This is a genomic window from Micromonospora sp. KC721 (assembly GCF_004348355.1).
In the GTDB taxonomy this organism is placed as follows: domain Bacteria; phylum Actinomycetota; class Actinomycetes; order Mycobacteriales; family Micromonosporaceae; genus Micromonospora.
In genome coordinates this window covers 1-22,996 of sequence record NZ_SMJY01000021.1, presented here as the reverse complement: position 1 = coordinate 22,996, position 22,996 = coordinate 1, and the positions used below count along the sequence as shown (strand labels likewise).

The following is a 22,996-nucleotide window of genomic DNA, read 5'->3' as shown; positions in this document are numbered from 1 at the left end:
CGCGCGGGTCGGACGACCGGGCGTATCGCACCCTGCTGCCGGCCGTTATCGTGGGACCGCCATGGCGAAGATCTTCCAAGTGACGGCCCGCGCGGGGATGACCCGAGTCGTGGAGCCGGTCGCGCGCGGCCTGCTCCGCGCGGGCGTGTCCCCCAACGTGGTCACGGTGACCGGCACCGTCGGCGTGCTCGTCGGTGCGCTCGGCTTCGGCGCCCGCGGGAAGCTGGTCGCCGGTGCCTTGATTGTCACCGTCTTCGCGCTCACCGACCTGCTCGACGGGACGATGGCCCGGATGAGCGGCGGCTCCACCCGGTTCGGCGCGTTCCTCGACTCATCCATGGACCGCATTGCCGACAGCGCCGTGTTCGGCGCGGTCGCGTACTGGCTGGCCACCGAGGGCGACCACTCGGGGGTGGCCGCCGCGCTGCTCTGCCTGGCCGCCGGCGGCCTGGTCTCCTACGTCAAGGCCCGCGCCGAGGGGCTCGGGCTGACCTGCGACGTGGGTGTCGCCGAACGCACCGAACGGCTGCTCATCGTCGGGGTGGGCGGTCTGCTCACCGGCTTGGGCGTCGGCCCGGCCCTGGAGGTCGCGCTCTGGCTGCTCGCCGCAGTCTCGATCTTCACGGTCGGGCAGCGGATGGTCCACGTGTACCGGCAGGTTCAGCGGGTCGGCCAGGAGTGAACCTCACCGAGCTCGGCTACGTGGCCGGGTGGCGCCTGGTCCGCGCGCTGCCCCGGTCCGTGGTGGCCGCGGCCTTCCGGGCGGGCGCCGACCGCGCCCACCGCGCCGGCGGCGGGGGTACCGCCCGACTGCGCGCCAACCTGCGTCGGGTGGTCGGCCCGGAGCTGCCCGAGGTCGAACTGGACGACCTGGTCCGGCGGGGCCTGCGCTCGTACGCCCGGTACTGGATGGAGGCGTTCCGGCTGCCCGCGCTGAGCCGCGCGGAGATTCTCGCCGGGTTCCGGCTGGACCCGAAGGGCACCGAGATGCTCGCCGACGACGTCGCCAGCGGGCGGGGCGCGGTGGTGGCGCTGCCGCACGCCGGCAACTGGGACGCCGCCGGCGCCTGGGTGGCCGCCACCGGCTGGCCGATCGCCACTGTCGCCGAGCGGCTGCGCCCCGAGGGCCTCTACGAGCGGTTTCTCGCCTTCCGGCAGGGTCTGGGCATGGAGATCCTGCCCACCAGCGGCGGCCCGCGCCCCGCCTTCGACGTGCTGGTGGACCGGCTGCGCGCCGGCACGGTGGTGCCGTTGCTGGCCGACCGGGACCTCTCGGCCCGGGGCATCGAGGTCGACTTCTTCGGCGGGCGGACCCGGATGCCGGCGGGTCCGGCGCTGCTGGCCATCCGCACCGGCGCCCCGCTCTACGTCGCCTCGCTGTGGTACGAGCCGGACATCGCGTGCGCCTCGATCGAGGGTCCGCTGCCGCTGCCCGACCCGGATGCCGCGCCGTTGGACGAGCGGGTTCGGGTGCTGACCCAGCGGATTGCCGAGAGTCTGGCGGCTGGCATCGCCCGGCATCCGGAAGACTGGCACATGTTGCAGCGGATGTGGCTGGACCAGCGGGGCACGGGCGGCGACACGTCGCGGCCGGCCCGGTCACCGGACAGGTCTGAGAGGCGTTGACGCGTGCGGATCGGCATCGTGTGCCCGTACTCCTTCGACGTCCCCGGCGGGGTGCAGAACCACGTCATGGATCTCGCCGAGGCACTGATCGGGCTCGGCCACGAGGTGAGTGTGCTCGCGCCGGCCGACGAGGACTCCCGGCTGCCGCCGTACGTGGTGTCGGCGGGGCGGGCGGTGCCGCTGCCGTACAACGGTTCGGTGGCCCGGATCGCCTTCGGTCCGGTCTCCACCGCCCGGGTACGCCGGTGGATCACCCGGGGTGACTTCGACGTGCTGCACGTGCACGAACCGCTGACGCTGAGCCTGTCGATGCTCGCTGTGCTCTCCGCCCGGGGCCCGGTGGTGGCCACCTTCCACACCGCGATGACCCGCTCCCGGGTGCTGGCCGCCGCGCAGGGTGTCCTGCAGATCGTGTTGGAGCGGATCACCGCCCGGATCGCGGTCAGCGCGCTGGCCCGCAAGGTGCAGGTCGAGCACATGGACGGCGGCGCGGTGGAGATCCCCAACGGGGTGGCCGTGACCAAGTTCGCCGGGGTGGAGCCGCTGCCGGGGTGGCCGGGGGAGTGCGCGCCGGGCAGCGGCGGCACGATCGGTTTTCTCGGCCGGTTCACCGAGACCCGCAAGGGTTTCCCGATCCTGCGGGACGCGTTCGTCGCGCTGGCACCGTACCGGCCCGGCTTGCGTCTGCTGGTGGCCGGCCCGGGCGACCCCGACGACCTGTTCGGCCGGTTCCCGGCCGAGCTGCGCGATCGGGTCACCTTCCTCGGCACGGTGCCGGAGGCGGACAAGGCCCGGATGCTGCGCAGCCTGCACCTCTACGTCGCGCCGAACACCGGCGGGGAGTCCTTTGGGATGATCCTCACCGAGGCCCTGGCGGCGGGCACCACCGTGGTCGCCAGCGACCTCGACGCGTTCCGCCGGGTGCTGGACGGGGGGCGGGCCGGCCGGCTCTTCCCCACCGGGGACGCGGCGGCGCTGCGGGACGCCCTGGTGGAGCTGCTCGACGACGCCGACCAGCGGGCGGCGTTGACCGCCTGCGGTGACCAGGTGGTAGCCCACTACGACTGGCCGGTGGTCGCCCGCCGGGTCCTGGAGGTGTACGCCGCCGCGATCGAGGCCACCGACGGTCGGGTCATCGACCAGGAGTGGGCCGGACTGGGTGGCCCGGGGTGAGCGCGACGGCGTGGTGGGTGCTCGGCACCGCGGTCCTGGTGGCGCTGGTCGCCGCGTACCTGGCCTGGACGGCCGGCCGGGTGCAGCGGCTGCACATCCGGGCGGAGTCGGCGGCCCGCGCGCTCGACGCCCACCTGCTGCGCCGCGCGGCCGCCGCGGCGGTGCTGGCGGAGCAGCGCTACGGCGTGGAGTTGTACGCGGCGGCGCGGATCGCCCTGGACGCCGCCCCGGAGGAGCGTGAGGCCGCCGAGAACGACCTCACCCGGCAGTTGCGCGCGGTGGAGCTCGATCCCACCGACCCGGCCTGCGAGGCGGTGATCGCCGCGAGCCGGCGGCTGGCCCTGGCCCGGCAGGTGCACACGGACCTGGTGCGCGACGCCCGGGCGGCCCGCGGCAGACCGTTGGTGCGGTTGTTGCGGATGGGGCGTGGGCAGCAGTGGCCCCGCTACTTCGACGTCGACGATCCCACCCTCCTCGTCCCTGGCGAGACATCCGCGGCTTGACGTGCCCGCTGCGCCCCGTCGTCTCCGGTGGCTGTTCCGGCGGGCGGATTGGCCTGCACGACCTCCGGTGATGAGGGCCACAGTGCAGGCCACCGTGGGGCTGATTGGCTGTCGGGCCGGCGTTGGCCCCGGCGTAGCATCAGTGCTAGCCACCCCCGAGCACGTCCGAGGAGCGATGAACCGTGTCCGAAACCACCTCCCCGAACAGCAACGCCTCTCCGGTCGTCGGCACCGCGCGCGTCAAGCGCGGCATGGCCGAGATGCTCAAGGGCGGCGTGATCATGGACGTGGTCACCGCCGAGCAGGCCAAGATCGCTGAGGACGCCGGCGCCGTCGCCGTGATGGCGCTGGAGCGCGTACCCGCCGACATCCGCGCACAGGGCGGCGTCTCCCGGATGAGCGACCCCGACATGATCGACGGCATCATCGAGGCCGTCTCCATCCCGGTCATGGCCAAGGTGCGGATCGGCCACTTCGTCGAGGCGCAGATCCTCCAGTCGCTCGGCGTCGACTACATCGACGAGTCCGAGGTGCTGACCCCGGCGGACTACGCCAACCACATCGACAAGTGGGCGTTCACCGTCCCCTTCGTCTGCGGTGCGACCAACCTGGGCGAGGCGCTGCGCCGGATCACCGAGGGCGCCGCCATGATCCGCTCCAAGGGTGAGGCCGGCACCGGTGACGTCTCCAACGCCACCACCCACATGCGCCGCATCCGGCAGGAGATCCGCCGGCTGCAGTCGCTGCCCGCCGACGAGCTGTTCGTCGCCGCCAAGGAGCTTCAGGCGCCGTACGAGCTGGTCAAGGAGGTCGCCGAGACCGGCAAGCTGCCGGTGGTGCTGTTCACCGCCGGCGGGATCGCCACCCCGGCCGACGCGGCGATGATGATGCAGCTCGGTGCCGAGGGCGTCTTCGTCGGCTCCGGCATCTTCAAGTCCGGCAACCCAGCCCAGCGCGCCGCCGCGATCGTCAAGGCCACCACCTTCCACGACGACCCGGACGTGCTGGCCAAGGTTTCCCGGGGCCTGGGCGAGGCCATGGTCGGTATCAACGTCGACGAGATCCCGCAGCCGCACCGGCTCGCCGAGCGCGGCTGGTGATTACGCGGGGCGCGTCACCGGCGCGCCCCGCGCCCGCCGCCCGCGCCGGTGGCGGGGACGACACGAGAAGGAGCCACGACGCGATGAGCGACACGCCCGTCATCGGGGTGCTCGCCCTCCAGGGGGACGTCCGCGAGCACGTCACGGCCCTGGCCGGTGCCGGGGCGGACGCCCGGCCGGTGCGCCGGCCGGCGGAGCTGGACGCGGTCGACGCCCTGGTCATCCCCGGTGGGGAGTCCACCACCATCAGCAAGCTCGCCGACATCTTCGAGCTGCGTGAGCCGATCGACAAGCGAATCGCCGGCGGCATGCCGGTCTACGGATCCTGCGCCGGCATGATCATGCTGGCCACCGAGGTCCTGGACGGTCGCCCCGACCAGCGCGGATTCGCCGGCATCGAGATGACGGTGCGACGCAATGCGTTCGGCCGGCAGGTCGACTCGTTCGAGGCGCCGGTCGACGTGGCCGGTGTCGAGGGCGGGCCGTTCCACGCCGTGTTCATCCGGGCCCCGTGGGTCGAGCGGGTGGGTGCGGGTGTCCAGGTGCTCGGCACGGTGACCGAGGGGCCGTCCGCCGGCCGGATCGTCGCGGTCCGGCAGGGCAACCTGCTGGCCACCTCGTTCCATCCCGAGCTGACCGGTGACACGCGGGTGCACGCGTACTTCGTGGATCTGGTGCGGACCGCCCGCTGACTGGCGCGACGGATTCGCGCCGGCGCTTTCGCCCCGTCTGTCCTGATAGGGGCGGGCGGGGTGGTGCTGCGGCGCGCGGCGCGTGACACCGGCCGGCGGGACGTCGGTAGGATTGCCGAGATTCGGCAGGGCCATCTGCCCGCCACGGCTTCCCGCAGGGCTGACCGGCACCGTCCGCGTGCGCCAGCGGGAACGGGGCGTACGCGGTGCGGTCGATGCAGACGGCGGGTAGCAACGGAGGTAACAGATGTCCGGCCACTCAAAGTGGGCGACGACCAAGCACAAGAAGGCGGTCATCGACGCCAAGCGCGGCAAGATGTTCGCCAAGCTGATCAAGAACGTCGAGGTCGCGGCGCGCACCGGTGGCGGCGACCCGGCCGGTAACCCGACCCTGTTCGACGCCATCCAGAAGGCCAAGAAGAACTCGGTCCCGAACGACAACATCGACCGCGCGGTCAAGCGGGGCTCCGGCCTGGAGGCCGGTGGTGCCGACTACCAGACGATCATGTACGAGGGGTACGGCCCGAACGGCGTGGCGCTGCTCATCGAGTGCCTGACCGACAACCGCAACCGCGCCGCGACCGAGGTGCGTACCGCGCTGACCCGCAACGGCGGTTCGTTCGCCGACGCCGGCTCGGTGTCGTACATGTTCTCCCGCAAGGGCGTGGTGATCGTCCCCAAGGCCGGCACCACCGAGGACGACGTGATGATGGCGGTCCTGGACGCCGGGGCCGAGGAGGTCAACGATCTCGGTGAGGCGTACGAGGTGGTCTCCGAGCCGGGCGACCTGATCGCCGTCCGTACCGCGTTGCAGGACGCCGGCATCGAGTACGAGTCCGCCGAGTCCTCCCTCATCCCCAGCGTCACCGTGCCGCTGGACGAGGAGGGCGCGCGCAAGATCTTCAAGCTGATCGACGTCCTGGAGGACAGCGACGACGTGCAGAACGTCTACGCCAATTTCGACGTCTCCGACGAGGTCATGGCCGCGGTCGGCTGACCACGCCTGCGACAGAGGCCCTACCTCGGACAGAGGTAGGGCCTCTGTCGCGTTCATGCCGATGGCTCCTTCTGGTGCCGGTACTGCCGAGGGATGACGCGAAGCCTCTTGAGCCCTTCCTTCTGGACGTATATCTCCCGTCGCTCGGTGGCGTCCCCCGCCGCGTTCAGCTCGTAGCCGTCGAGCCAGATCCACCCCTGGTATGTCACCAGATCGAGAACGCGGATGAGCCGGAAGTAGATCGGCTTCACGAACTGCGGTGACGCCTGACGCGTCACGTAGAACAGTTCCCCAGCTTGGAACTTCACGGCAGACGCCCCACGTCTCCAACGCCGTCTCGTGCCGGAGGTTTGGCGCGTATCGCCTTGACGCGGATCAGGGCATCCCGCTCCCTCCACGGACTACCGTCCGGGCGTAGCTCAATGCCGAACAGGCGTACCCATTCGAGGGAGAGCAGGTCTGCGTTGCTCGGCACGTGAGTGACCTTGAGCCGTAGCACGACATCCCCGTACACGTAGTCCCACGGCTGGACCGTCAGAACGTCCCCCACTTCCACCAAGGGCCACCGGGGAGCCGGAACCAGGTCGCACTCACCCACGGCAGTTCCTTCGCAAGTCACCCGGGGTTACGACCGGCGTTAGCACGGTCGGTTGGTTCCGGCCCGCCGCCTGGTCCGGGTACGGGCCGTACGCCCCAGTCTGGTGCCCGTAGCGGGGTCGCTTCACGACGTCGACCGGCTCGTTGCGACGCTGAAACCATTTCCACCGAAACATGAATCAACCTCCCGTGATCATCGTCCAGCTTCTCTACCTGCCACGATGCGGTGATGCGCAAGTATCTGCAACGTCTCACTGCGAAATTCGTGCTTAGAGATTGACGGCGTGCCATCTAGCACGGCAGTGTGTTCTGAATGAGACAGTCGGTTGCGGCAGACTGAGACGAGGCGACATGGGCGATGGTGGATCTTCCGTCCCACGACGGCAGCTCGGCAGGCTCCTCCGTCAGGCACGGGAGGAAGCCGGGATCAACCTTGAGGCGGCAGCAGAAGCACTGGAGTGGTCCCGGGCCAAGATGTATCGGCTTGAGGGCGGGCACACGTCCCTGCGTACCCATGACGTGAAACTCATGTGCGACCTGTACGGCACCGCGTCGGACCTGACGGAAGTGTTGGTGTCGCTTGCCAAGGAGAGCAAGGCCCGGGGCTGGTGGCACGCCTACGGAGAAGTGATCCCGGGATGGTTCGAGCTATACGTCGGTCTGGAGGCCGCAGCCTGCTACGTCCGGCACTATGAGCCGAACCTGATCCCCGGCCTACTTCAGACTCCTGAATACATGTCTGCTGTGTTCGCTACGAAGCAGAGCCGTTCGCCGCAGGAGGTCGCCCAGAAGGTCGCTCTGCGGATGGAGCGTCAGAAGCTTCTCGCCAGGCGTAGTCCTGCTGCGCCACGCTTCGAGGCAATCATTGACGAGGCTGTGATCCGGCGCCCGATCGGTGACCTCGAGGCGTGGCGTAGACAGCTTGCCCACTTGGTCAACGCCTCGCAGGCTCGAAACGTGAGCTTCCGCGTGCTGCCTCTGAGTGTCGGCCCGCACAAGGCGTCCGTTGCTGGCGCGTTCATCGTGCTGGACTTCCCGGCGGTCGGCACTCGGCCTGCCGAGCCATCCACCATCTACTGTGAGTCACTAACAGGCAGCCTTTACCTGGACAGGCCAAGTGAGGTTGAGACGTACGTTGACGCATGGCAGACGCTGTGGAAGCTTGCCCTCGATGAGTGCGCGTCAGAGGATCTGGTCAGTATCGTGATCAAGGAGAGCTACGATGAGTGACATGAGTGGTGCCCTCTGGCGCAAGTCCACCCGCAGCGGCAATGAGGGGGCCTGTGTCGAGGTGGCTGACAACCTGCCCGGCATTGTCGGCGTCCGCGACAGCAAGGATGTTCAGGGGCCGGCCCTGGTGTTCGCTCCGCAGACCTGGCAGACCTTCATTGAGAGCGTGCGGGCAGATGCCCTGAGCTGACCCGTCCGACGACGGAGCCGGTACCCAGGGTTGTGGCCTGTGTCGTCGCGGATAACGAGGAAGGGAGAGCCCCGGAGGCTCTCCCTTCCTCGTGCCCACACAGGCGTTTCCACCCGATGGTCTGAGTCCGAGGAAGGTGAAGGGTCGGGTCGTGCTGCGGCTGGCCCAGTGAGTGGCTTCGGTGATGTCGCGGCGAGGAATTGTCAAGACGTGTGGATGGGTGCGTGACGAGGTTGATGTCCCGCGAGTTCTGCGAGGGCGGGAAACAGCCGGTTCGCCAGCGCCGGATCAGTGCGCTCGAGTTCGGCGATCAGGGCATTGATGGCAGCGGTGAGGGCGCGGTGTAGCTCGGCGTGGTCGAGTGTACGGACGAGGGTGGCGTGAAGTGCTTCCGTCAGGTCAGCCGGGAGCAGGTGGGCGCCCTTTGCGTAGCTGGTCGGATGCCCGAGGCGCAGACTGGTCAGTGCAATCACGTGGCTGCGCAGTGCACTGATCCAGTACTCGGCCTGCCAGAGTCGATTCCGCTGGATGCTGATCCAGGCGTGTAGGGCGTGGTGCCATGCCAGGCCGGCCAGGTGGTCCGGGGCCGGCAGCGGTGCGGGTTGCGGCTGGGCGGGGTTGCCGAAGACGGTCCGCCAGCTCGGGCCGTGCGGGGCGAAGTGAGCGGCCGGCGTGAACGCGATATCTACCTCGAGGCATGCTGGAAGCAGGAACACTCGGTACACGGCCGAGCCGGACGGCACGTCCCAATGGTGCGCCGCGTCGAAGTCGTCATAAAGCCGGTCGGTCCAGCCTTGCATGGTCACGGCGAGCGAGCCGTCGACCGCGAACACGAGATCGATGTCAGACCAACGGTCTTCGTCGCCGGTGGCCTGTGAACCGGTGATGGCCGCGCCGACGATCATGGGGTCGGCAGCGGCCAGGTCCAGCAGGCGCTGCCGGATCGTGTCACGTTCCTCGGCGGAGAACACCGCGCCACCCTATCGACCCGCCGCGGTGCGCGATGCAGCGAAGGCGATGTCATCGATTCCGCGCGGGACTGCTGTCCGACTTGCGACCCCGGCCTTGCCCACGTCCGGCTCCCGTGATCCGGCGCGGGGAGGTCACCGCCCTGTACGCCCCCGCCGTCGCGGCTGCGCACGGTGCGGGCAGGCCGCCCGGGCCTCGCCGGGCCGTGGCTAGGCTGGGCTGATGCAGCTGAGCGGTGGCGCGGGGGACAGCGCCGGTCAGGCGGTCGCCGGGCACCGGTTCACGCCGGGTGACGTGGTCGTCCGGCGTGAGGTGCTGCGCGGCGAGGTCTGGTTCGGCTGCCCGACGATCTGCGTCGAGGACTCCGCCGACCTGCTCGCGCTCTACCTGCCGCCGGGGGCCGAGTTCGGCTTTCCGGAGCGGGGCGCGTTCCCCTGCGGCCGGCATCCCTGGCAGGTCGCCGGGCACACCGCGTGGTCCGGGCACGGCAAGCTGATGCTCCAGCGCCCCGGTGAGGCGCACTCGGTGGACGTCTTCTGGACCGGTCCCGACCGCGCCTTCGCCGGCTGGTACTTCAACCTCCAGGACCCGTTGCGGCGTACCCCGATCGGGGTGGACACCCTCGATCACGAGCTGGACCTGTGGTGGCCGGCGGGCGCGGACCGGTACGTCTGGAAGGACGTCGAGATGTTCGCGCAACGGCTGGTCGAGGGGCGTTACCCGGGCATGGCGGCGGCGATCCGGGCCGAGGGCGACCGGATCGCCGCGCTGCTCGACGCCGGGAAACGCTGGTGGGACGAGGGCTGGGCCCGGTGGCGGCCCGATCCCACCTGGCCGCTGCCGGCCCTGCCCGCCGGCTGGGCCGCCGTGCCGGTCCACTGACGCGCCGCGACCCGGCCCCGGCAGCCTCGCGCCCGCTTGCCGCTCAGCCGAGCGGCTCGCGTCCCCGCCAGGCGGTCCGCAGCGAGGTGCGGCCGTTGGTCCGCAGCAGCGAACCCTCGTAGACCCGTGCCCCGGCGGCCAGCACCAGCCCGGCGGTCACCAGCAGCACGGCCAGTGACACCAGCGGCTCCCAGCCGGCCGCGTCCCCGGTGAACAGGCGCAGCGGCATCGCCGTCGGGGCGGAGAACGGCAGGTACGACAGCGCGGTCATGGCCGCCGGGTTGTCGTTGAGGAAGATCACCGCGAAGAACGGCAGCATCACCGCCAACTGCACCGGCATCGACACCCCGCCGATGTCCTCCAGCCGGGCGACCAGGGCGCCGGCCGCCACCCACATGGCGGCGACGAGCACGAACCCGAACAGGAAGAACGGCAGGAACCAGCCGATCGCCGGGGCGAGCAGGTCCAGCAGTCCGCCGGTGTCGGCGAACCGCATCCCCACCACCACGGCGAGGGCGACCAGGATGATCTGGCCCAACGCCAGCAGGGTGCCGGCGATCAGCTTGCCGGCCAGCAGCGCCCGGACCGGCACCGCCGCCACCAGGATCTCCACCACCCGGGTCTGCTTCTCCTCGATCACGCTCTGCGCGATCTGCACGCCGAAGGTCTGCGAGGTCGCGAAGAAGAGAAAGGCGAAGGCGAAGGGCACCAGGAAAGCCACCATCGGGTCCACCGCGTCGGGGTCGAGCAGCCGCACCGGCGGTGCCGCACTCAACGCCGACACCACCTCGTCGGGGGTCTCGTCCATGGCCAGCACGGTCGGGCCGGAGACCACCGCCGCGTCCACGTCGCCGTCGCGGACCGCCTGCTCGGCCGCCCGGTCGTCGGGCACCACCCGGACGTCGAGCCCGGCCGCGCGCAGTTTCCCGGCGCTCGCCTCGGTGGTCGCCACGCTGGCCGGGCCGCCGTCGAGCAACGGCGGCAGCACCGTCGCCGCGGCGGCGATGAGCAGGAAGAAGAGCGTACTGATCAGGAAGGTGCGGTCGCGCAGCTTGACCCGGATCTCCCGGGCGGCGACCAGGACGGTGGCCTGCGTGGTGCTCACTGGGTGGCCTCTCGGAAGATCTCGGTGAGGGACGGGGTGACCGGGCGGAAGGCACGGACCGGGCCGCGGGCCAGCGCCGCGTGCAGCACCGGCTGTTCGTCGACGCCGGGGGCGAGATCGAACACGGCCCGTGCCCCGTCGAGGTCGACCAGGGTCACCTCCGGTTGGTCCCGCAGCCAACCGGCGTCGGTCGCCACCACCAACTCGTATCGGGGCACCGTGTACGTCGCCCGTAGCTGTTCCCGGGAGCCGGCCGCGCGGATCGTGCCGTCGGCGATGATCACCAGGTCGTCGCAGAGCCGCTCGACGACGTCGAGCTGGTGACTGGAGAAGAGCACCGGCACGCCGGCGGCGGCCCGCTCCCGCAGCACCGCGACGACCGTCTCCACGGCCAGCGGGTCGAGCCCGGAGAACGGCTCGTCGAGGATGAGCACCTCCGGGTCGTGCACCAGCGCCGCGGCGACCTGGGCGCGCTGCTGGTTGCCCAAGGACAGCGTCTCCAGCAGGTCGTCGCCGCGTTCGGCCAGGCCGAGCCGGTCCAGCAGGGCGTCGGTGGCGCGCCGGGCCGCCGACGCGTCCATCCCGTGCAGCCGGCCCAGGTAGATCACCTGTTCCCGGGCGCTCATCTTCGGGTAGAGGCCCCGCTCCTCGGGCAGGTAGCCGAAGCGCTGGCGGGCCTGCCGGGTCAGCGGCGCGTTCCGCCAGCTCACCTGGCCGGCGTCGGGGGCGAGCAATCCGAGGATGATCCGCATGGAGGTCGTCTTGCCGGCGCCGTTGCCGCCGACGAAGCCGGTCATCCGGCCCGCCGTCACGTCGAACGACACGTTCCTGAGTACCCGACGGTCGCCGAAACTGCGGTCGACGCCGTCGAGACGGAGCACGTTGGTCACGGCGTTCACGCTAGATCGGCCGCCGTGGGGTCGCCGTCCGTCCGGCGGTGGTCCTGGGCGTCCGCCGCGAGGCGGATTAGCTCAGCCGCCGGGTCGCACCACCCCGTGTTCGTACGCGAAGACCACCGCCTGGACCCGGTCGCGCAGCCCCAGCTTGGCCAGGACCCGGCTGACGTGGGTCTTCACCGTGGCCTCGCCCAGGTGCAGGGCGGCGGCGATCTCGGCGTTGCTGGCCCCGCTGGCCACCAGCACCAGCACCTCCCGTTCCCGGGGGGTGAGCTCGCCCAGCGCCCCCTGGGCGTCGACCCCGGTCGGACCGGCGACGCCGGGTCGGGCGAAGGTGGCGATCACCCGCCGGGTCAGCTCCGGGGCGAGCAGGCCGTCGCCGCGGGCCAGCACGCGGATCGCCTCCACCAGGTCCTCCGGGGTGCCGTTCTTGAGCAGGAACCCGCTCGCGCCGACCCGCAGCGCCGCGAAGAGGTAGTCGTCGTGATCGAAGGTGGTCAGGATCAGCACCGCGGGGCCGGCGGGGAACTCCGTGATGATCCGCCGGGTCGCCTCCAGGCCGTCCATCCCCGGCATCTGGACGTCCATCAGCACCACGTCGGGACGTAGCGCCCGGGTCATGGCGACGGCCCGCTCGCCGTCGGCGGCCTCACCGACCACCTCGATGTCGTCCTCCACCTCGAGGATGACCCGGAAGCCGGTGCGGACGAGGTGCTGGTCGTCGGCGAGCAGAACTCGGACGGGCCGACCGGTCGCAGCCGTCGGGTGCGTCGCGCTCACGCGGAACGCTCCGCCATCGTGGACACCGGGAACCGGGCGCGTACCCGCCAGCCGCCTCCGGCGCGGGGGCCGACCTCCAGCACACCGCCATGGGTGCCGACCCGCTCCCGCATGCCGACCAGGCCGAGTCCGTCGGCGTTGGTGGGCCGGGTGGCGCGTCCGTCGTCGGTCACGTCGACCTCCAGTTCCTGGGCCAGGTAGCGGATGCGGATGTCGATCATGGTGGCGCCGGTGGCGTGCTTGAGTGTGTTCGTGACCGCCTCCTGCACGATCCGGTACGCGGCCTGCGAGACCGACTCCGGCAGCGGCGGACGCTCACCGTACACCCCGAGCGTGGCCCGCAACCCGGCCTCGCGCGCCCGATCGACCACGGCGGCGATCTGGTCCAGCGCGGCCGGCCGGTCCGGCTCCGGCCCGACCGGGGCGCTGTCGGAGGTGCGCAGCACGCCCAGCATGCGCCGCAGCTCGTCGACCGCGGTACGGGCGGTCTCCTCGATCGAGGACAGCGCCGTGAGCGCCTTGGCCGGGTCCTTGTCGAACACCCGCCGGCAGGCGGACGCCTGCACCCCCATCACCGACACGTGGTGGGCGACCACGTCGTGCAGCTCCCGGGCGATGCGGACCCGCTCGCCGACCACGGCCCGCTCGCGGGCCTCGGCCTGCGAGCGGCGCAACTGTTCGGCCTGTTCCTGGAGTTCGTGTTGTCGGCGGGCGGCCAACCAGGCCGTCTCGCCGACGAAGTACGCGAAGCCGAAGAAGAGCACGTTGGCCAGGACGCTGGTGATGATCGCGGCCAGCAGCGGGGGGACCGGCCCGACCGCGTCGGAGAAGGCGTCCTCGGGGATCCTGCCGTAGCTGACCGCGTGGTAGATCCCGAGCCAGACGAACATCTCGGCGATCACCGCGACGCGCACCCGCCGTGCCGTCCGGCGGTTCCGTCCCCAGGCCCCGAGCGTGTAGAGGGCGGCGAACAGCGCCCAGCCGGAGAGCTGCGTCTCCGGAGCGGACCGGGCCTGGGAGCCGATGAAGGTGACCGAGACCACGATCATGACCACGGCGGGGAACCGGCGCCGCCAGAGCAGCGGCAGGGTGACCGCGACGGTCCAGAAGATCTGCTCCGGCCCGGACGGCGGCGGGCCGAGCAGGAACGCTCCGGTGCTGCGGGCCAGCGTGAGGCTGAGCAGGGCCAGCACGGTCAGTGCCAGGCCGGCGTAGACGTCGAGCCGCTGCTGCTCGGGGGTGGGGCCGGGGCGGCGCCATTCGCTGGCGGTCATGGTGCTCATCGGGGTCGAGGATCGCACCCCCGCCGCCCGGCCGCCGCGCCGACCCGGCGGGGGCGGACGGACCGGACAGCCGTCCGCCCCGGCGCGGGTCGCGCCGGGGCGGGGCAGGGTCAGCGGTGGTGCCGGCGGGCCTTGACCACGCTGTCGGCGATGTCCCAGACGGTGACGGCGGCGACGACCACCACCACGATGCCGGCGGTGAGGCCCTGGTTGTCACCCTCGCGCAGCCACTCGAACCGGTCCACCAGGGCCGGGTTGAGCAGGCGGTCGGTGAGCACCAGGTAGCCGACCGGGAGCGCGAAGGCCAGGCCGAGCGCCGTGTTGACGGCCACCAGCGGCCACGTCCACCGGCCGGCGCGGTATTTGACGATCTCCAGACCGATGCTGGCGACCAGCACGGCGGCGAGCACCGGCAGCCAGGACGTCCACAGTGCCGGGTCGAGGATCGGCAGGTTGTCGCCGTTGGCGTCGGAGACCCAGGACCGGTGGTGCTGCCAGGGAAGGAAGGCGAGGGTGAGCAGCAGGAAGGCGATCGACGCGCAGGTGTCGGTCAGGGGCACGTTCCGCTCCAACGGCACCTCCGGGAGTTGGTCCACGCTCCACTCCGGCAGCTCCAGCGGGGTGCGGGTGCGTTCCAGCACCGCGAAGACGACCGTCACCCAGAAGGCGATCTGCACGGCGGTCTGGAAGGCCGCGGCGATGCCCGCCCCGATCGCCCGGTGCGGCTGGTCACCCACGGTGGCCTCAAGGACGCCGACCACCACCCCCACCAGGGCCGGGATGATGGTGAGCAGCCGGCGCAGCAGGCTCGACCAGACCAGGTAGTACGTCGGGCCGATGAGCTGGAGCGGGCGGTCGGCGTACCGGGCGGCGAGCCGGTCGGGGTGGCCCAGTTCGGTGAGCACCTCCCGCTCGGCGACCGCGGTGTCCTGCCCGGCGGCGGTCCGGCCCTCGATCATGTCCGCGATCGAGGCGCGCAGCTCGTCGGCGAGTTCGGTGCGCCGCGGTGCGGGCACGGTCCGCAGGGTCGCGGCGAGGTAACGGTCGGTCAGTGAGGTCATCGCTCCACTCCTTCGATCAGCCCGGTGACGGAGGTCTGCACGGCGGCGAGGTCGTCCAGGAGGCGGCCCAGCACCGTCTCCCCGTCGGCACTGATGCGGTAGAACTTGCGGGGCCGGCTCTCCTCGGTGTTCCACTCGCTGGTCAACAGCCCCTGCTCCTCCAGCCGGCGGAGCAGGGGGTAGAGCGTGTTGGCGTCGACCGGGAAGCCGTGCGCCGTCAGGCGTTGCAGCAGCGCGTAGCCGTAGTCGGGGCGGCGTAGGGCGACCAGGCTCGCCACCACCACCGTGCCCCGGCGGAGCTCTTGGAGGTGTGTTCGTAGCACGTCATCGCTGACCATGTGTCGCACTATACTGTGCGGCACACACTAATGGATGAGCGGACATTGCTGTGTTCAGTCATTTGTGCAACGGGACGGATCCGGCGTACCGGGCGCCCGGTCTGGTCCGGACGCCCGTACCCACCGCTCAGCAGGCGCCTCGCCGGAAGGCGCGCTCGACAAAGGACGCCGGACCCACCTGGAAGTAGCCGACCCCCGAGCGGATCGGGTGGCCGGTGAACAGCTCCACCCGGGCACCCACCCGCACCAGGTACGCGCTGGCGGTCCCGGCGTCGTTCGCGATGAGTTCTCCCCGGGGCCCGTAGATCTCCTCCAGTTGGGCGAAGCTCATCCCGACGGCGGCCCCGGCGGGCGAGCGGGGCGGGGCGGTGGCGGTGCCGATCTCCACCAGCCGTCCGCTCCGGAAGGCCAGCAGGATCACCCCCGCCCAGGTGCCGGTGACCCCGGCCCGGACCACGCCCGCGCAGTCGGACGCCGTCCAGTCGATCAGGCCCGCGGCCGACAGGTCATCCAGGCGCGCACCGATCCGGAACGGGCCGGCACCCCGGACACTCATCAGGTCGACCTCGTCGGCCCCAGGGGTGACAGGTCGCGGGTGGCCGGCCCCGGCCCGGGCGGTGCCGGTGCGGTCCACCCCGGCCGGTGCGATGGTGCCGGTGCGGCCCGCGCCGGCGGGGTTGGTGCTGTCGGGGTGCGCGGCGGGCGCCACGGCCGGACGGCCGGGCGACTGGTGGCCGGATGACGCCAGCCGGGCAGCGGCCGGAGCCGGCCCGGCGAGGGCCAGCACGGCCGCGACGACGACGTACGCAAGACGGTGCACGGGAGTCTCCTTCTCGACGGCGGGGTTTGCCTGCCCTGTTGGTCCCCGCGCCGGCCGTGGCGGTTCGTCGGATGGTCGACTCTTCTCCGGCGCGGTGGAACCACCCCCCACCCACACCCGCCGGTCGCCACCGACCCGACGGTCCGGCGGATCAGTCGCCGGAGCCGGCCAACCGGCCGCGCACCTGCCGGCGCGCCTCGTGCATCCGTGACTTCACGGTGCCCTCCGGCAGGTCGAGCAGGTCGGCGATCTCGCGGTAGCTCAGTCCGAGCACGTCGCGCAGGACCACCGCCTCGGCGAGTTCGGGGCGGACGTGGTCGAGCGCGTCGAGCAGGTCCAGCCGGGTGCCGGCGACCACGCTGGTTCGCCGGGGGTCGGCCGCATCCGGCAGCGGAACCCCACCGGCCTCCAGTTGCCAACGCCGGCGCAGCGCCCGGTACGTCGAGCGGGCCCGGTTGGCGGTCAGCCGGTACAGCCAGGTGTGGAACGACGACCGGCCCTCGAACCGGGTGATGCCCCGGGCCAGCGCGAGCAGCGCGTCCTGGCAGGCCTCCTCGGCGTCCTCCCGGTTGGGCAGCAGCCGGCCGCACAACCGCAGCACCTCCGGACGTACCGCCGCCAGCAGGGCGTCCAGTGCCCCCGGCTCGCCGCGCGCCGCCGCCGCGGCCAGCTCGTCGATGCCGTTGCCCAGGCCCATTGCGCCGTCCCGTGTTCGCCGATGCCGCGCTGGCGTCCAGGCTACGACGACACCTGCGCCGGTGCGCGGACCGAGTCCGGCAGCCGACTCGGCGACGGCGTTGGCCCACCGTTCCGGGAAGATCCACACCGGCCGTGGGAGATCCACGCCACTGGCCGCGGGTGTCTCCGCGCGTGCGCTGGAGACGCTCGTCCGGCCGGCGATAGGGTAGGCCGACCATCCACGATCCGACCCCGGGGGGCGCTCCGCATGGGCGATTCGTTCGCGCATCTGCACGTGCACACGGAGTACTCGATGCTCGACGGGGCGGCCCGGCTCAAGGATCTCTTCGCCGAGGCCAACCGGCTCGGCATGCCGGCGGTGGCGATCACCGACCACGGCAACATGCACGGCGCGAACGACTTCTACAAGCAGGCGATGGCCGCCGGGGTCAAGCCGATCCTCGGCGTCGAGGCGTACGTGGCCCCGGAGTCGCGGTTCCACAAGGCGCGGGTGAAGTGGGGCCGGCCGGAACAGAAGAGCGACGACGTCTCCGGCAACGGCGCGATCACCCACATGACCATGTGGGCGGCGAACAAGACCGGCCTGCACAACCTGTTCACCCTCAACTCGCGCGCCTCGATGGAGGGCCACTACGTCAAGTGGCCCCGGATGGACATGGAGCTGATCGCCGAGCACGCCGAGGGCATCATGGCCACCACCGGCTGTCCCTCCGGGGCGGTGCAGACCCGGCTGCGACTGGGCCAGTTCGACGAGGCGCTCAAGGTCGCCGCCGCGTACCAGGACATCTTCGGCAGGGAGAACTACTTTCTGGAGATCATGGACCACGGCCTGGAGATCGAGCGCCGGGTCCGCGACGGGCTCACCGAGATCGCCCGCAAGCTCGACATCCCGCCGGTGGTCACCAACGACTCGCACTACACACACGAGGCGCAGGCCGAGGCGCACGACGTGCTGCTCTGCGTGCAGACCGGCAGCAACATCGCCGACCCGAATCGGTTCCGCTTCGAGGGCGGCGGCTACTTCGTCAAGAGCGCCGAGCAGATGCGCGCGGTCGACTCCTCGGAGCTGTGGCAGCAGGGCTGCCGCAACACGCTGCTGGTGGCCGAGAAGGTCGACCCGGCCGGGATGTTCGAGTTCCACAACCTGATGCCCCGGTTCCCCGTGCCCGAGGGGGAGACCGAGGAGTCCTGGTTCCGCAAGGAGACCTTCAGGGGGCTGGCCCGCCGCTTCCCGAACGGGATCCCGGAGGGGCACGTCGTCCAGGCCGAGTACGAGCTGGGCGTCATCGTCCAGATGGGTTTCCCGTCGTACTTCCTCGTGGTCGCCGACTTCATCCAGTGGGCGAAGAGCCAGGGCATCGCCGTCGGCCCGGGCCGTGGTTCGGCCGCCGGATCGCTGGTCGCGTACGCGCTGGGCATCACCGACCTGGACCCGATCCCGCACGGGCTGATCTTCGAGCGGTTCCTCAACCCCGAGCGGGTCTCGATGCCGGATGTCGACATCGACTTCGACGAGCGCCGGCGCGGTGAGGTGATCAAGTACGTCACCGACAAGTGGGGTGAGGACAAGGTCGCCCAGATCGCGACCTTCGGCACGATCAAGGCGAAGGCCGCGATCAAGGACTCGGCCCGGGTGCTCGGTTTCCCGTACGCCGTGGGTGACCGCATCACCAAGGCGATGCCGCCGGCGGTGATGGGCAAGGACATCCCGCTGTCGGGCATCTTCGACCCGAAGCACCCGCGCTACGCCGAGGCCGGCGAGATCCGTGGCCTGTACGAGTCCGACCCGGACGTCAAGAAGGTGATCGACACCGCGAAGGGCATCGAGGGGCTGATCCGGCAGACCGGCGTGCACGCCGCCGGCGTCATCATGTCCGCCGAGCCGATCATCGAGCACATCCCGCTGATGCGCCGGGACTCCGACGGGGTCATCATCACCCAGTTCGACTACCCGACCTGCGAGTCGCTCGGGCTGTTGAAGATGGACTTCCTCGGCCTGCGCAACCTGACGATCATCGACGACGCGGTCAAGAACATCCAGCTCAACCACGGCAAGGAGCTGGACCTGCTGGCCCTGCCGCTGGACGACAAGGCCGCGTACGAACTGCTGGCCCGAGGCGACACCCTCGGCGTGTTCCAGCTCGACGGCGGGCCGATGCGCTCGCTGCTGCGGCTGATGAAACCGGACAACTTCGAGGACATCTCCGCCGTCCTGGCGCTGTACCGGCCCGGCCCGATGGGCGTGGACTCGCACACCAACTACGCGCTGCGCAAGAACGGCCTCCAGGAGATCACCCCGATCCACCCGGAGCTGGAGGAGCCACTGCGGGAGATCCTCGCCCCCACCCACGGCCTGATCGTCTACCAGGAGCAGGTGCAGCGCGCCGCCCAGATCCTCGCCGGCTACACCCTCGGCCAGGCCGACCTGCTGCGCCGGGCGATGGGCAAGAAGAAGAAGGAGATCCTCGACAAGGAGTTCATCCCGTTCCGGGACGGCTGCCGCGAGCGCGGCTACTCCGACCAGGCGATCCAGGCGGTGTGGGACGTCCTGGTGCCGTTCGCCGGGTACGCCTTCAACAAGGCGCACTCCGCCGCGTACGGCCTGGTGTCGTACTGGACGGCGTACCTCAAGGCGCACTACCCGGCCGAGTACATGGCGGCGCTGCTCACCTCGGTCGGTGACGACAAGGACAAGATGGCGCTCTACCTGTCGGAGTGCCGGCGGATGCGCATCCAGGTCCTGCCGCCGGACGTCAACACCTCGGCCGGCCCGTTCACCCCGGTCGGCCGGGACATCCGCTTCGGCCTGGCGGCGGTGCGCAACGTCGGCGCGAACGTGGTGGCGGCGATCATGCGGTGCCGCCAGGAGAAGGGCGACTACGCCGACTTCTACGACTTCCTGTCCAAGGTCGACGCGGTGGTCTGCAACAAGAAGACCATCGAATCCCTGATCAAGGCGGGCGCCTTCGACTCCCTGGGCCACACCCGCAAGGGCCTGCTCGCCGTGCACGCCGACGCGATCGACGCCTTCGCCGACGTCAAGCGCAAGGAGGCCGTCGGGCAGTACGACCTCTTCGGCGCCGGCTTCGGTGACGCCGACACCGGGGGCAGCACCACGGTCATGCCGACCATCGGCGAGAGCGAGTGGGACAAGCGCGACAAGCTCGCCTTCGAACGCGAGATGCTCGGCCTGTACGTCTCCGACCATCCGCTCTTCGGCCTGGAACACGTGCTCGGTGCGGCGGCGGACTGCACCATCGCCGCCCTGTCCGAGGAGGGAACCGTCCCCGACGGGGCGGTGGTCACCCTCGCCGGCATCCTCTCCGGGGTGCAGCGGCGGGTCACCAAGCAGGGCCGTGCCTGGGCGTCGGCGACGCTGGAGGACCTGGCCGGTGGGGTCGAGACGCTGTTCTTCCCCAACACGTACGAGGTGATCGGGCAGTACATCGCCGAGGACGCGATCGTGGTGGTCAAGGGGCGGGTGGACCGCCGTGACGACACCCCACGGATCATGGCGATGGACATGTCCATGCCGGATATCAGCAGCAACCCGGCGAACAAGCCGGTGACCCTCACCATCCCGGTGCACCGCTGCACCCCACCGCTGGTGGAGCGGCTCAAGGAAACCCTGGTGCTGCACCCGGGTGACACCGAGGTGCACGTCAAGCTGCTCAACGGCGGCAGGACCACCACCCTGCGGCTCGGCCCGTTCCGGGTGGCGCCCACCACCGCGCTGATGGGTGACCTCAAGAGCGTCCTCGGCCCGGCCAACGTCAGCTGACGCTGGCAGGCCCCGCTGGTCGCCGTGGTCCCGGAGGCGGCGGCTGACCGTTTCGCGCGGTCGTCACCTGCCTCCGGTCACGGTCCCCGGGTCGGACAGGCCCGGCCGCATTTCCCGCATCGGCCAACCGACGTCGGCGGCGACCCGGGCCACGAGGCGGAGATTGGCGCTGACGCCGCCGCCGGGGCGCGGTTAACGTCGGCCGCATGGAACTGGAGCAGGCGCAGAAGTTGTGGCAGCCGGAGCCCGGCTGGTTGAACACCGCCAGCTACGGGCTGCCGCCCGAACCGGTCTGGACGGCGGTGCAGGACGCCCTCGCGGACTGGCGGGTGGGGCGTACCTCCTGGGAGGTGTGGGGGGAGGCCACCGAACGGTCCCGGACAGCCTTCGCCACCATGGTCGGCGTACCGGCGGCGGACGTCACCGTCGGCAGTACCGTGTCGCAGCTGCTCGCGCCGGTCGCCGCGGCCCTTCCGGCCGGGGCGAGCGTGGTGGTGCCGGAGGTGGAGTTCACCTCGAACCTCTTCCCCTGGTTGGTGCAGGAGCAGCGTGGGGTGCGGGTGCGTACCGTACCGCTGGCGGGGCTGGTCGACGCGATCGACTCCGACACCGACCTGGTCGCGTTCAGTCTGGTGCAGTCCGCCGACGGCACGGTCGCCGAGTACGAGAAGGTCGTCGCCGCCGCCCGTGCGCACGACGCGCTGGTGGCGGTCGACGCCACCCAGGCATGCGGCTGGCTGCCCTTCGACGCGGGCCTGGCCGACGCGGTCGCGGTCGGGGCGTACAAGTGGTTGATGGCGCCGCGGGGTTCGGCCCTGGCCTATCTGGCCCCGGCGCTACGCGAGCGGATGCGCCCGGACGCCGCCGGCTGGTACGCGGGCGCCGACCCGCACTCCTCCTACTACGGCCCGCCGTTGCGGCTGGCTGACGACGCCCGTCGGTTCGACATCTCCCCGGCCTGGTTCAGCTGGGTCGGCACCGCGCCCGCCCTGGAACTGGTCGCCGAGATCGGCCCGCCGGTGATCCAGGCGTACGACGTGGCGCTGGCCAACCGCTTCCTCGCCGGCCTGGGCCAGCCGCCCGGGGACAGCGCGATCGTCACGGTGGAGGTGCCGGGCGCGCAGGAGAAGCTGGCACGGGCCGGGGTACGGGCTGCCGTCCGCGCCGGACGGGTCCGCGCCTCCTTCCACCTCTACACCACCGAGGCGGACGTCGACCTGGCGCTGGACGCGTTGACGAGCTGAGCAGGGTGCCTGCACGCCGCTGGCCGGCACCCCGGGTGGGGTGCCGGCCAGCGTGCTGTGGGTGGGTCAGCTGTTCCAGTGTTGGGCGACGAGGTCGGCGGCCTGCTGTTCCCACTGGGCGTAGTGGTCCGGGTAGGCCGACACCTGCACGGTCTGCGCGGCTCGGGTCAGCGGCATGTCCTGCCAGCCGTCGACCTGCTTCAGGCCGGTGAGGAACGCGGTGGTCGCGTACTCGGGGTCGGTGATCTGCTCCACCGTGCCCCAGCCCGAGGACGGACGCTGCTGGAACAGGCCCTGCGAGTCGTGGTCGTTGCGGTCACCCAGGTGGCCCAGGTTCTCCAGCTTCGACTCCTGCAACGCGGTCCCGACCGCGACCACGGCGGCCCGCTCGTCCATGCCGGCCTTCTTCGTCGCGGCGATGATCGCCCTGACGTTGCCGACCTGCTCGTCGGAGAGCTCGATGCGCGACTGCTCGCCCTGCACACCGTGCGGAACCAGCTTCGCGGTGTCCACGGCCGGCTTGTCGGCCTGGACGAAGGCGATGGGGTTCGTGTCGACGGGCTCGCCGGTGGTGCCGTGGTTCAGCGGGCCGGCGGCCAGGCCACCGGCGAACGCCAGACCGGCGATACCGAGAACGCTCTTACGCATGATCGTGTTCATGGGGGTGACTCCTTCACACATCGACGCGCGGGTGGCATGGGGGTGCGGCCACGCACGGACGCCTGCGAACAGGCGCGCGGAAAGTTCATGAGAGGGGGATCGGTGTCCGGCGGGCCGGGGGGCCGTGGCGGCCTCGCTCGCGGCGCCGGGACCATGTGTAACGACCACCGGCCCGGCATCATTCCGCCGACGGCGTCAAGCGCCGGGGTGTCGGGCCAGGCAGCGAGGGCTGCTGCGATCGTTCAGAGGGTGTAACCACCGGCGGCACGCCGGGATTCCCCGACCACGCGCCAGCGGCACCGGACACCGCCCCCGGACGGCCGCAAATCGGACACCCTGGCACGCCCTGCGCGTTTCCGCAGGGTCGTGC

At 71.1% G+C, this 22,996-nt stretch carries 23 protein-coding genes; 12 read left to right on the top strand and 11 right to left on the bottom strand.

The genetic code is table 11. The features are described from left to right. Positions 1 to 61: 61 nt before the first annotated feature. From pgsA to E1182_RS06310, 7 genes are all read left to right on the top strand, one after another. Positions 62 to 682, top strand: coding sequence for a phosphatidylinositol phosphate synthase (gene pgsA / locus E1182_RS06340; RefSeq protein ID WP_132261897.1), 621 nt, complete (start codon positions 62 to 64; stop codon positions 680 to 682). Then, positions 679 to 1,626 (top strand): phosphatidylinositol mannoside acyltransferase, encoded by a 948-nt coding sequence (locus tag E1182_RS06335; RefSeq protein ID WP_132261895.1) that lies wholly within the window; start codon positions 679 to 681, stop codon positions 1,624 to 1,626. The genes pgsA and E1182_RS06335 overlap by 4 nt, the downstream gene beginning before the upstream one ends. A gap of 3 nt (positions 1,627 to 1,629) precedes the next feature. Next, complete coding sequence (locus tag E1182_RS06330) at positions 1,630 to 2,799, top strand: glycosyltransferase family 4 protein (RefSeq protein ID WP_132261893.1); 1,170 nt, start codon at positions 1,630 to 1,632, stop codon at positions 2,797 to 2,799. Next, on the top strand, positions 2,796 to 3,302 hold the full coding sequence (locus tag E1182_RS06325; RefSeq protein WP_132261891.1) for a hypothetical protein: 507 nt from the start codon (positions 2,796 to 2,798) through the stop codon (positions 3,300 to 3,302). The genes E1182_RS06330 and E1182_RS06325 overlap by 4 nt, the downstream gene beginning before the upstream one ends. Positions 3,303 to 3,484: 182 nt before the next feature. Then, positions 3,485 to 4,402 carry a pyridoxal 5'-phosphate synthase lyase subunit PdxS gene (gene pdxS, locus E1182_RS06320; protein ID WP_132261889.1) on the top strand — a complete coding sequence of 306 codons (918 nt, stop codon included), beginning with the start codon at positions 3,485 to 3,487 and terminating at the stop codon, positions 4,400 to 4,402. 83 nt (positions 4,403 to 4,485) lie between these two features. Further along, positions 4,486 to 5,094 (top strand): pyridoxal 5'-phosphate synthase glutaminase subunit PdxT, encoded by a 609-nt coding sequence (gene pdxT / locus E1182_RS06315; RefSeq protein WP_132261886.1) that lies wholly within the window; start codon positions 4,486 to 4,488, stop codon positions 5,092 to 5,094. Between the two features lie 247 nt (positions 5,095 to 5,341). Next, the gene (locus tag E1182_RS06310; protein WP_132180049.1) at positions 5,342 to 6,091 is read left to right on the top strand and encodes a YebC/PmpR family DNA-binding transcriptional regulator; all 750 of its coding nucleotides are present in this window, start codon (positions 5,342 to 5,344) and stop codon (positions 6,089 to 6,091) included. Between the two features lie 53 nt (positions 6,092 to 6,144). On the opposite strand, the gene E1182_RS06305 is transcribed toward E1182_RS06310, so the two are convergent. Beyond that, positions 6,145 to 6,399 carry a hypothetical protein gene (locus E1182_RS06305; RefSeq protein ID WP_132261884.1) on the bottom strand — a complete coding sequence of 85 codons (255 nt, stop codon included), beginning with the start codon at positions 6,397 to 6,399 and terminating at the stop codon, positions 6,145 to 6,147. A gap of 640 nt (positions 6,400 to 7,039) precedes the next feature. On the opposite strand from E1182_RS06305, the gene E1182_RS06300 reads away from it, so the two are divergent. Together E1182_RS06300 and E1182_RS06295 are read left to right on the top strand one after the other, a co-directional pair. Further along, a complete protein-coding gene (locus E1182_RS06300; protein ID WP_132261882.1) occupies positions 7,040 to 7,918 on the top strand; it encodes a helix-turn-helix transcriptional regulator in 879 nt (292 codons plus the stop codon). Further along, positions 7,911 to 8,108: a DUF397 domain-containing protein gene (locus tag E1182_RS06295; protein WP_132261880.1), complete on the top strand. Its 198-nt coding sequence runs from the start codon at positions 7,911 to 7,913 to the stop codon at positions 8,106 to 8,108. The genes E1182_RS06300 and E1182_RS06295 overlap by 8 nt, the downstream gene beginning before the upstream one ends. A 203-nt stretch (positions 8,109 to 8,311) precedes the next feature. On the opposite strand, the gene E1182_RS06290 is transcribed toward E1182_RS06295, so the two are convergent. After that, complete coding sequence (locus E1182_RS06290; protein ID WP_132261878.1) at positions 8,312 to 9,079, bottom strand: hypothetical protein; 768 nt, start codon at positions 9,077 to 9,079, stop codon at positions 8,312 to 8,314. Positions 9,080 to 9,299: 220 nt separating this feature from the next. Here E1182_RS06290 and E1182_RS06285 point away from each other — a divergent pair, with 220 nt between their 5' ends. After that, positions 9,300 to 9,959 (top strand): DUF402 domain-containing protein, encoded by a 660-nt coding sequence (locus tag E1182_RS06285; RefSeq protein ID WP_132261876.1) that lies wholly within the window; start codon positions 9,300 to 9,302, stop codon positions 9,957 to 9,959. Positions 9,960 to 10,002: 43 nt separating this feature from the next. Here E1182_RS06285 and E1182_RS06280 read toward each other — a convergent pair whose 3' ends face one another. From E1182_RS06280 to E1182_RS06245, 8 genes are all read right to left on the bottom strand, one after another. Beyond that, positions 10,003 to 11,064 carry an ABC transporter permease gene (locus tag E1182_RS06280; protein WP_132261874.1) on the bottom strand — a complete coding sequence of 354 codons (1,062 nt, stop codon included), beginning with the start codon at positions 11,062 to 11,064 and terminating at the stop codon, positions 10,003 to 10,005. Beyond that, the gene (locus E1182_RS06275) at positions 11,061 to 11,954 is read right to left on the bottom strand and encodes an ABC transporter ATP-binding protein (RefSeq protein WP_132261871.1); all 894 of its coding nucleotides are present in this window, start codon (positions 11,952 to 11,954) and stop codon (positions 11,061 to 11,063) included. The genes E1182_RS06280 and E1182_RS06275 overlap by 4 nt, the downstream gene beginning before the upstream one ends. A gap of 81 nt (positions 11,955 to 12,035) precedes the next feature. Beyond that, complete coding sequence (locus E1182_RS06270) at positions 12,036 to 12,740, bottom strand: response regulator transcription factor (RefSeq protein ID WP_132261869.1); 705 nt, start codon at positions 12,738 to 12,740, stop codon at positions 12,036 to 12,038. Next, complete coding sequence (locus tag E1182_RS06265; RefSeq protein ID WP_132261867.1) at positions 12,737 to 14,023, bottom strand: sensor histidine kinase; 1,287 nt, start codon at positions 14,021 to 14,023, stop codon at positions 12,737 to 12,739. The genes E1182_RS06270 and E1182_RS06265 overlap by 4 nt, the downstream gene beginning before the upstream one ends. 110 nt (positions 14,024 to 14,133) lie before the next feature. Beyond that, a complete protein-coding gene (locus E1182_RS06260) occupies positions 14,134 to 15,084 on the bottom strand; it encodes a permease prefix domain 1-containing protein (RefSeq protein WP_132261865.1) in 951 nt (316 codons plus the stop codon). Next, positions 15,081 to 15,422 (bottom strand): PadR family transcriptional regulator, encoded by a 342-nt coding sequence (locus tag E1182_RS06255; RefSeq protein WP_132261863.1) that lies wholly within the window; start codon positions 15,420 to 15,422, stop codon positions 15,081 to 15,083. The genes E1182_RS06260 and E1182_RS06255 overlap by 4 nt, the downstream gene beginning before the upstream one ends. A 127-nt stretch (positions 15,423 to 15,549) precedes the next feature. Next, on the bottom strand, positions 15,550 to 16,242 hold the full coding sequence (locus tag E1182_RS31975) for a hypothetical protein (RefSeq protein ID WP_243706062.1): 693 nt from the start codon (positions 16,240 to 16,242) through the stop codon (positions 15,550 to 15,552). A gap of 151 nt (positions 16,243 to 16,393) precedes the next feature. After that, the gene (locus E1182_RS06245) at positions 16,394 to 16,939 is read right to left on the bottom strand and encodes an RNA polymerase sigma factor (RefSeq protein WP_132261861.1); all 546 of its coding nucleotides are present in this window, start codon (positions 16,937 to 16,939) and stop codon (positions 16,394 to 16,396) included. Positions 16,940 to 17,188: 249 nt separating this feature from the next. Between E1182_RS06245 and dnaE the strand changes: the two genes are divergently transcribed. After that, a complete protein-coding gene (dnaE, locus tag E1182_RS06240) occupies positions 17,189 to 20,722 on the top strand; it encodes a DNA polymerase III subunit alpha (RefSeq protein WP_132261859.1) in 3,534 nt (1,177 codons plus the stop codon). A gap of 206 nt (positions 20,723 to 20,928) precedes the next feature. Beyond that, positions 20,929 to 21,966, top strand: a complete 1,038-nt coding sequence (locus E1182_RS06235) for an aminotransferase class V-fold PLP-dependent enzyme (RefSeq protein WP_132261857.1) — start codon at positions 20,929 to 20,931, stop codon at positions 21,964 to 21,966. 66 nt (positions 21,967 to 22,032) lie between these two features. On the opposite strand, the gene E1182_RS06230 is transcribed toward E1182_RS06235, so the two are convergent. Beyond that, the gene (locus E1182_RS06230; RefSeq protein WP_132261855.1) at positions 22,033 to 22,626 is read right to left on the bottom strand and encodes a hypothetical protein; all 594 of its coding nucleotides are present in this window, start codon (positions 22,624 to 22,626) and stop codon (positions 22,033 to 22,035) included. Between the last annotated feature and the right edge of the window lie 370 nt (positions 22,627 to 22,996).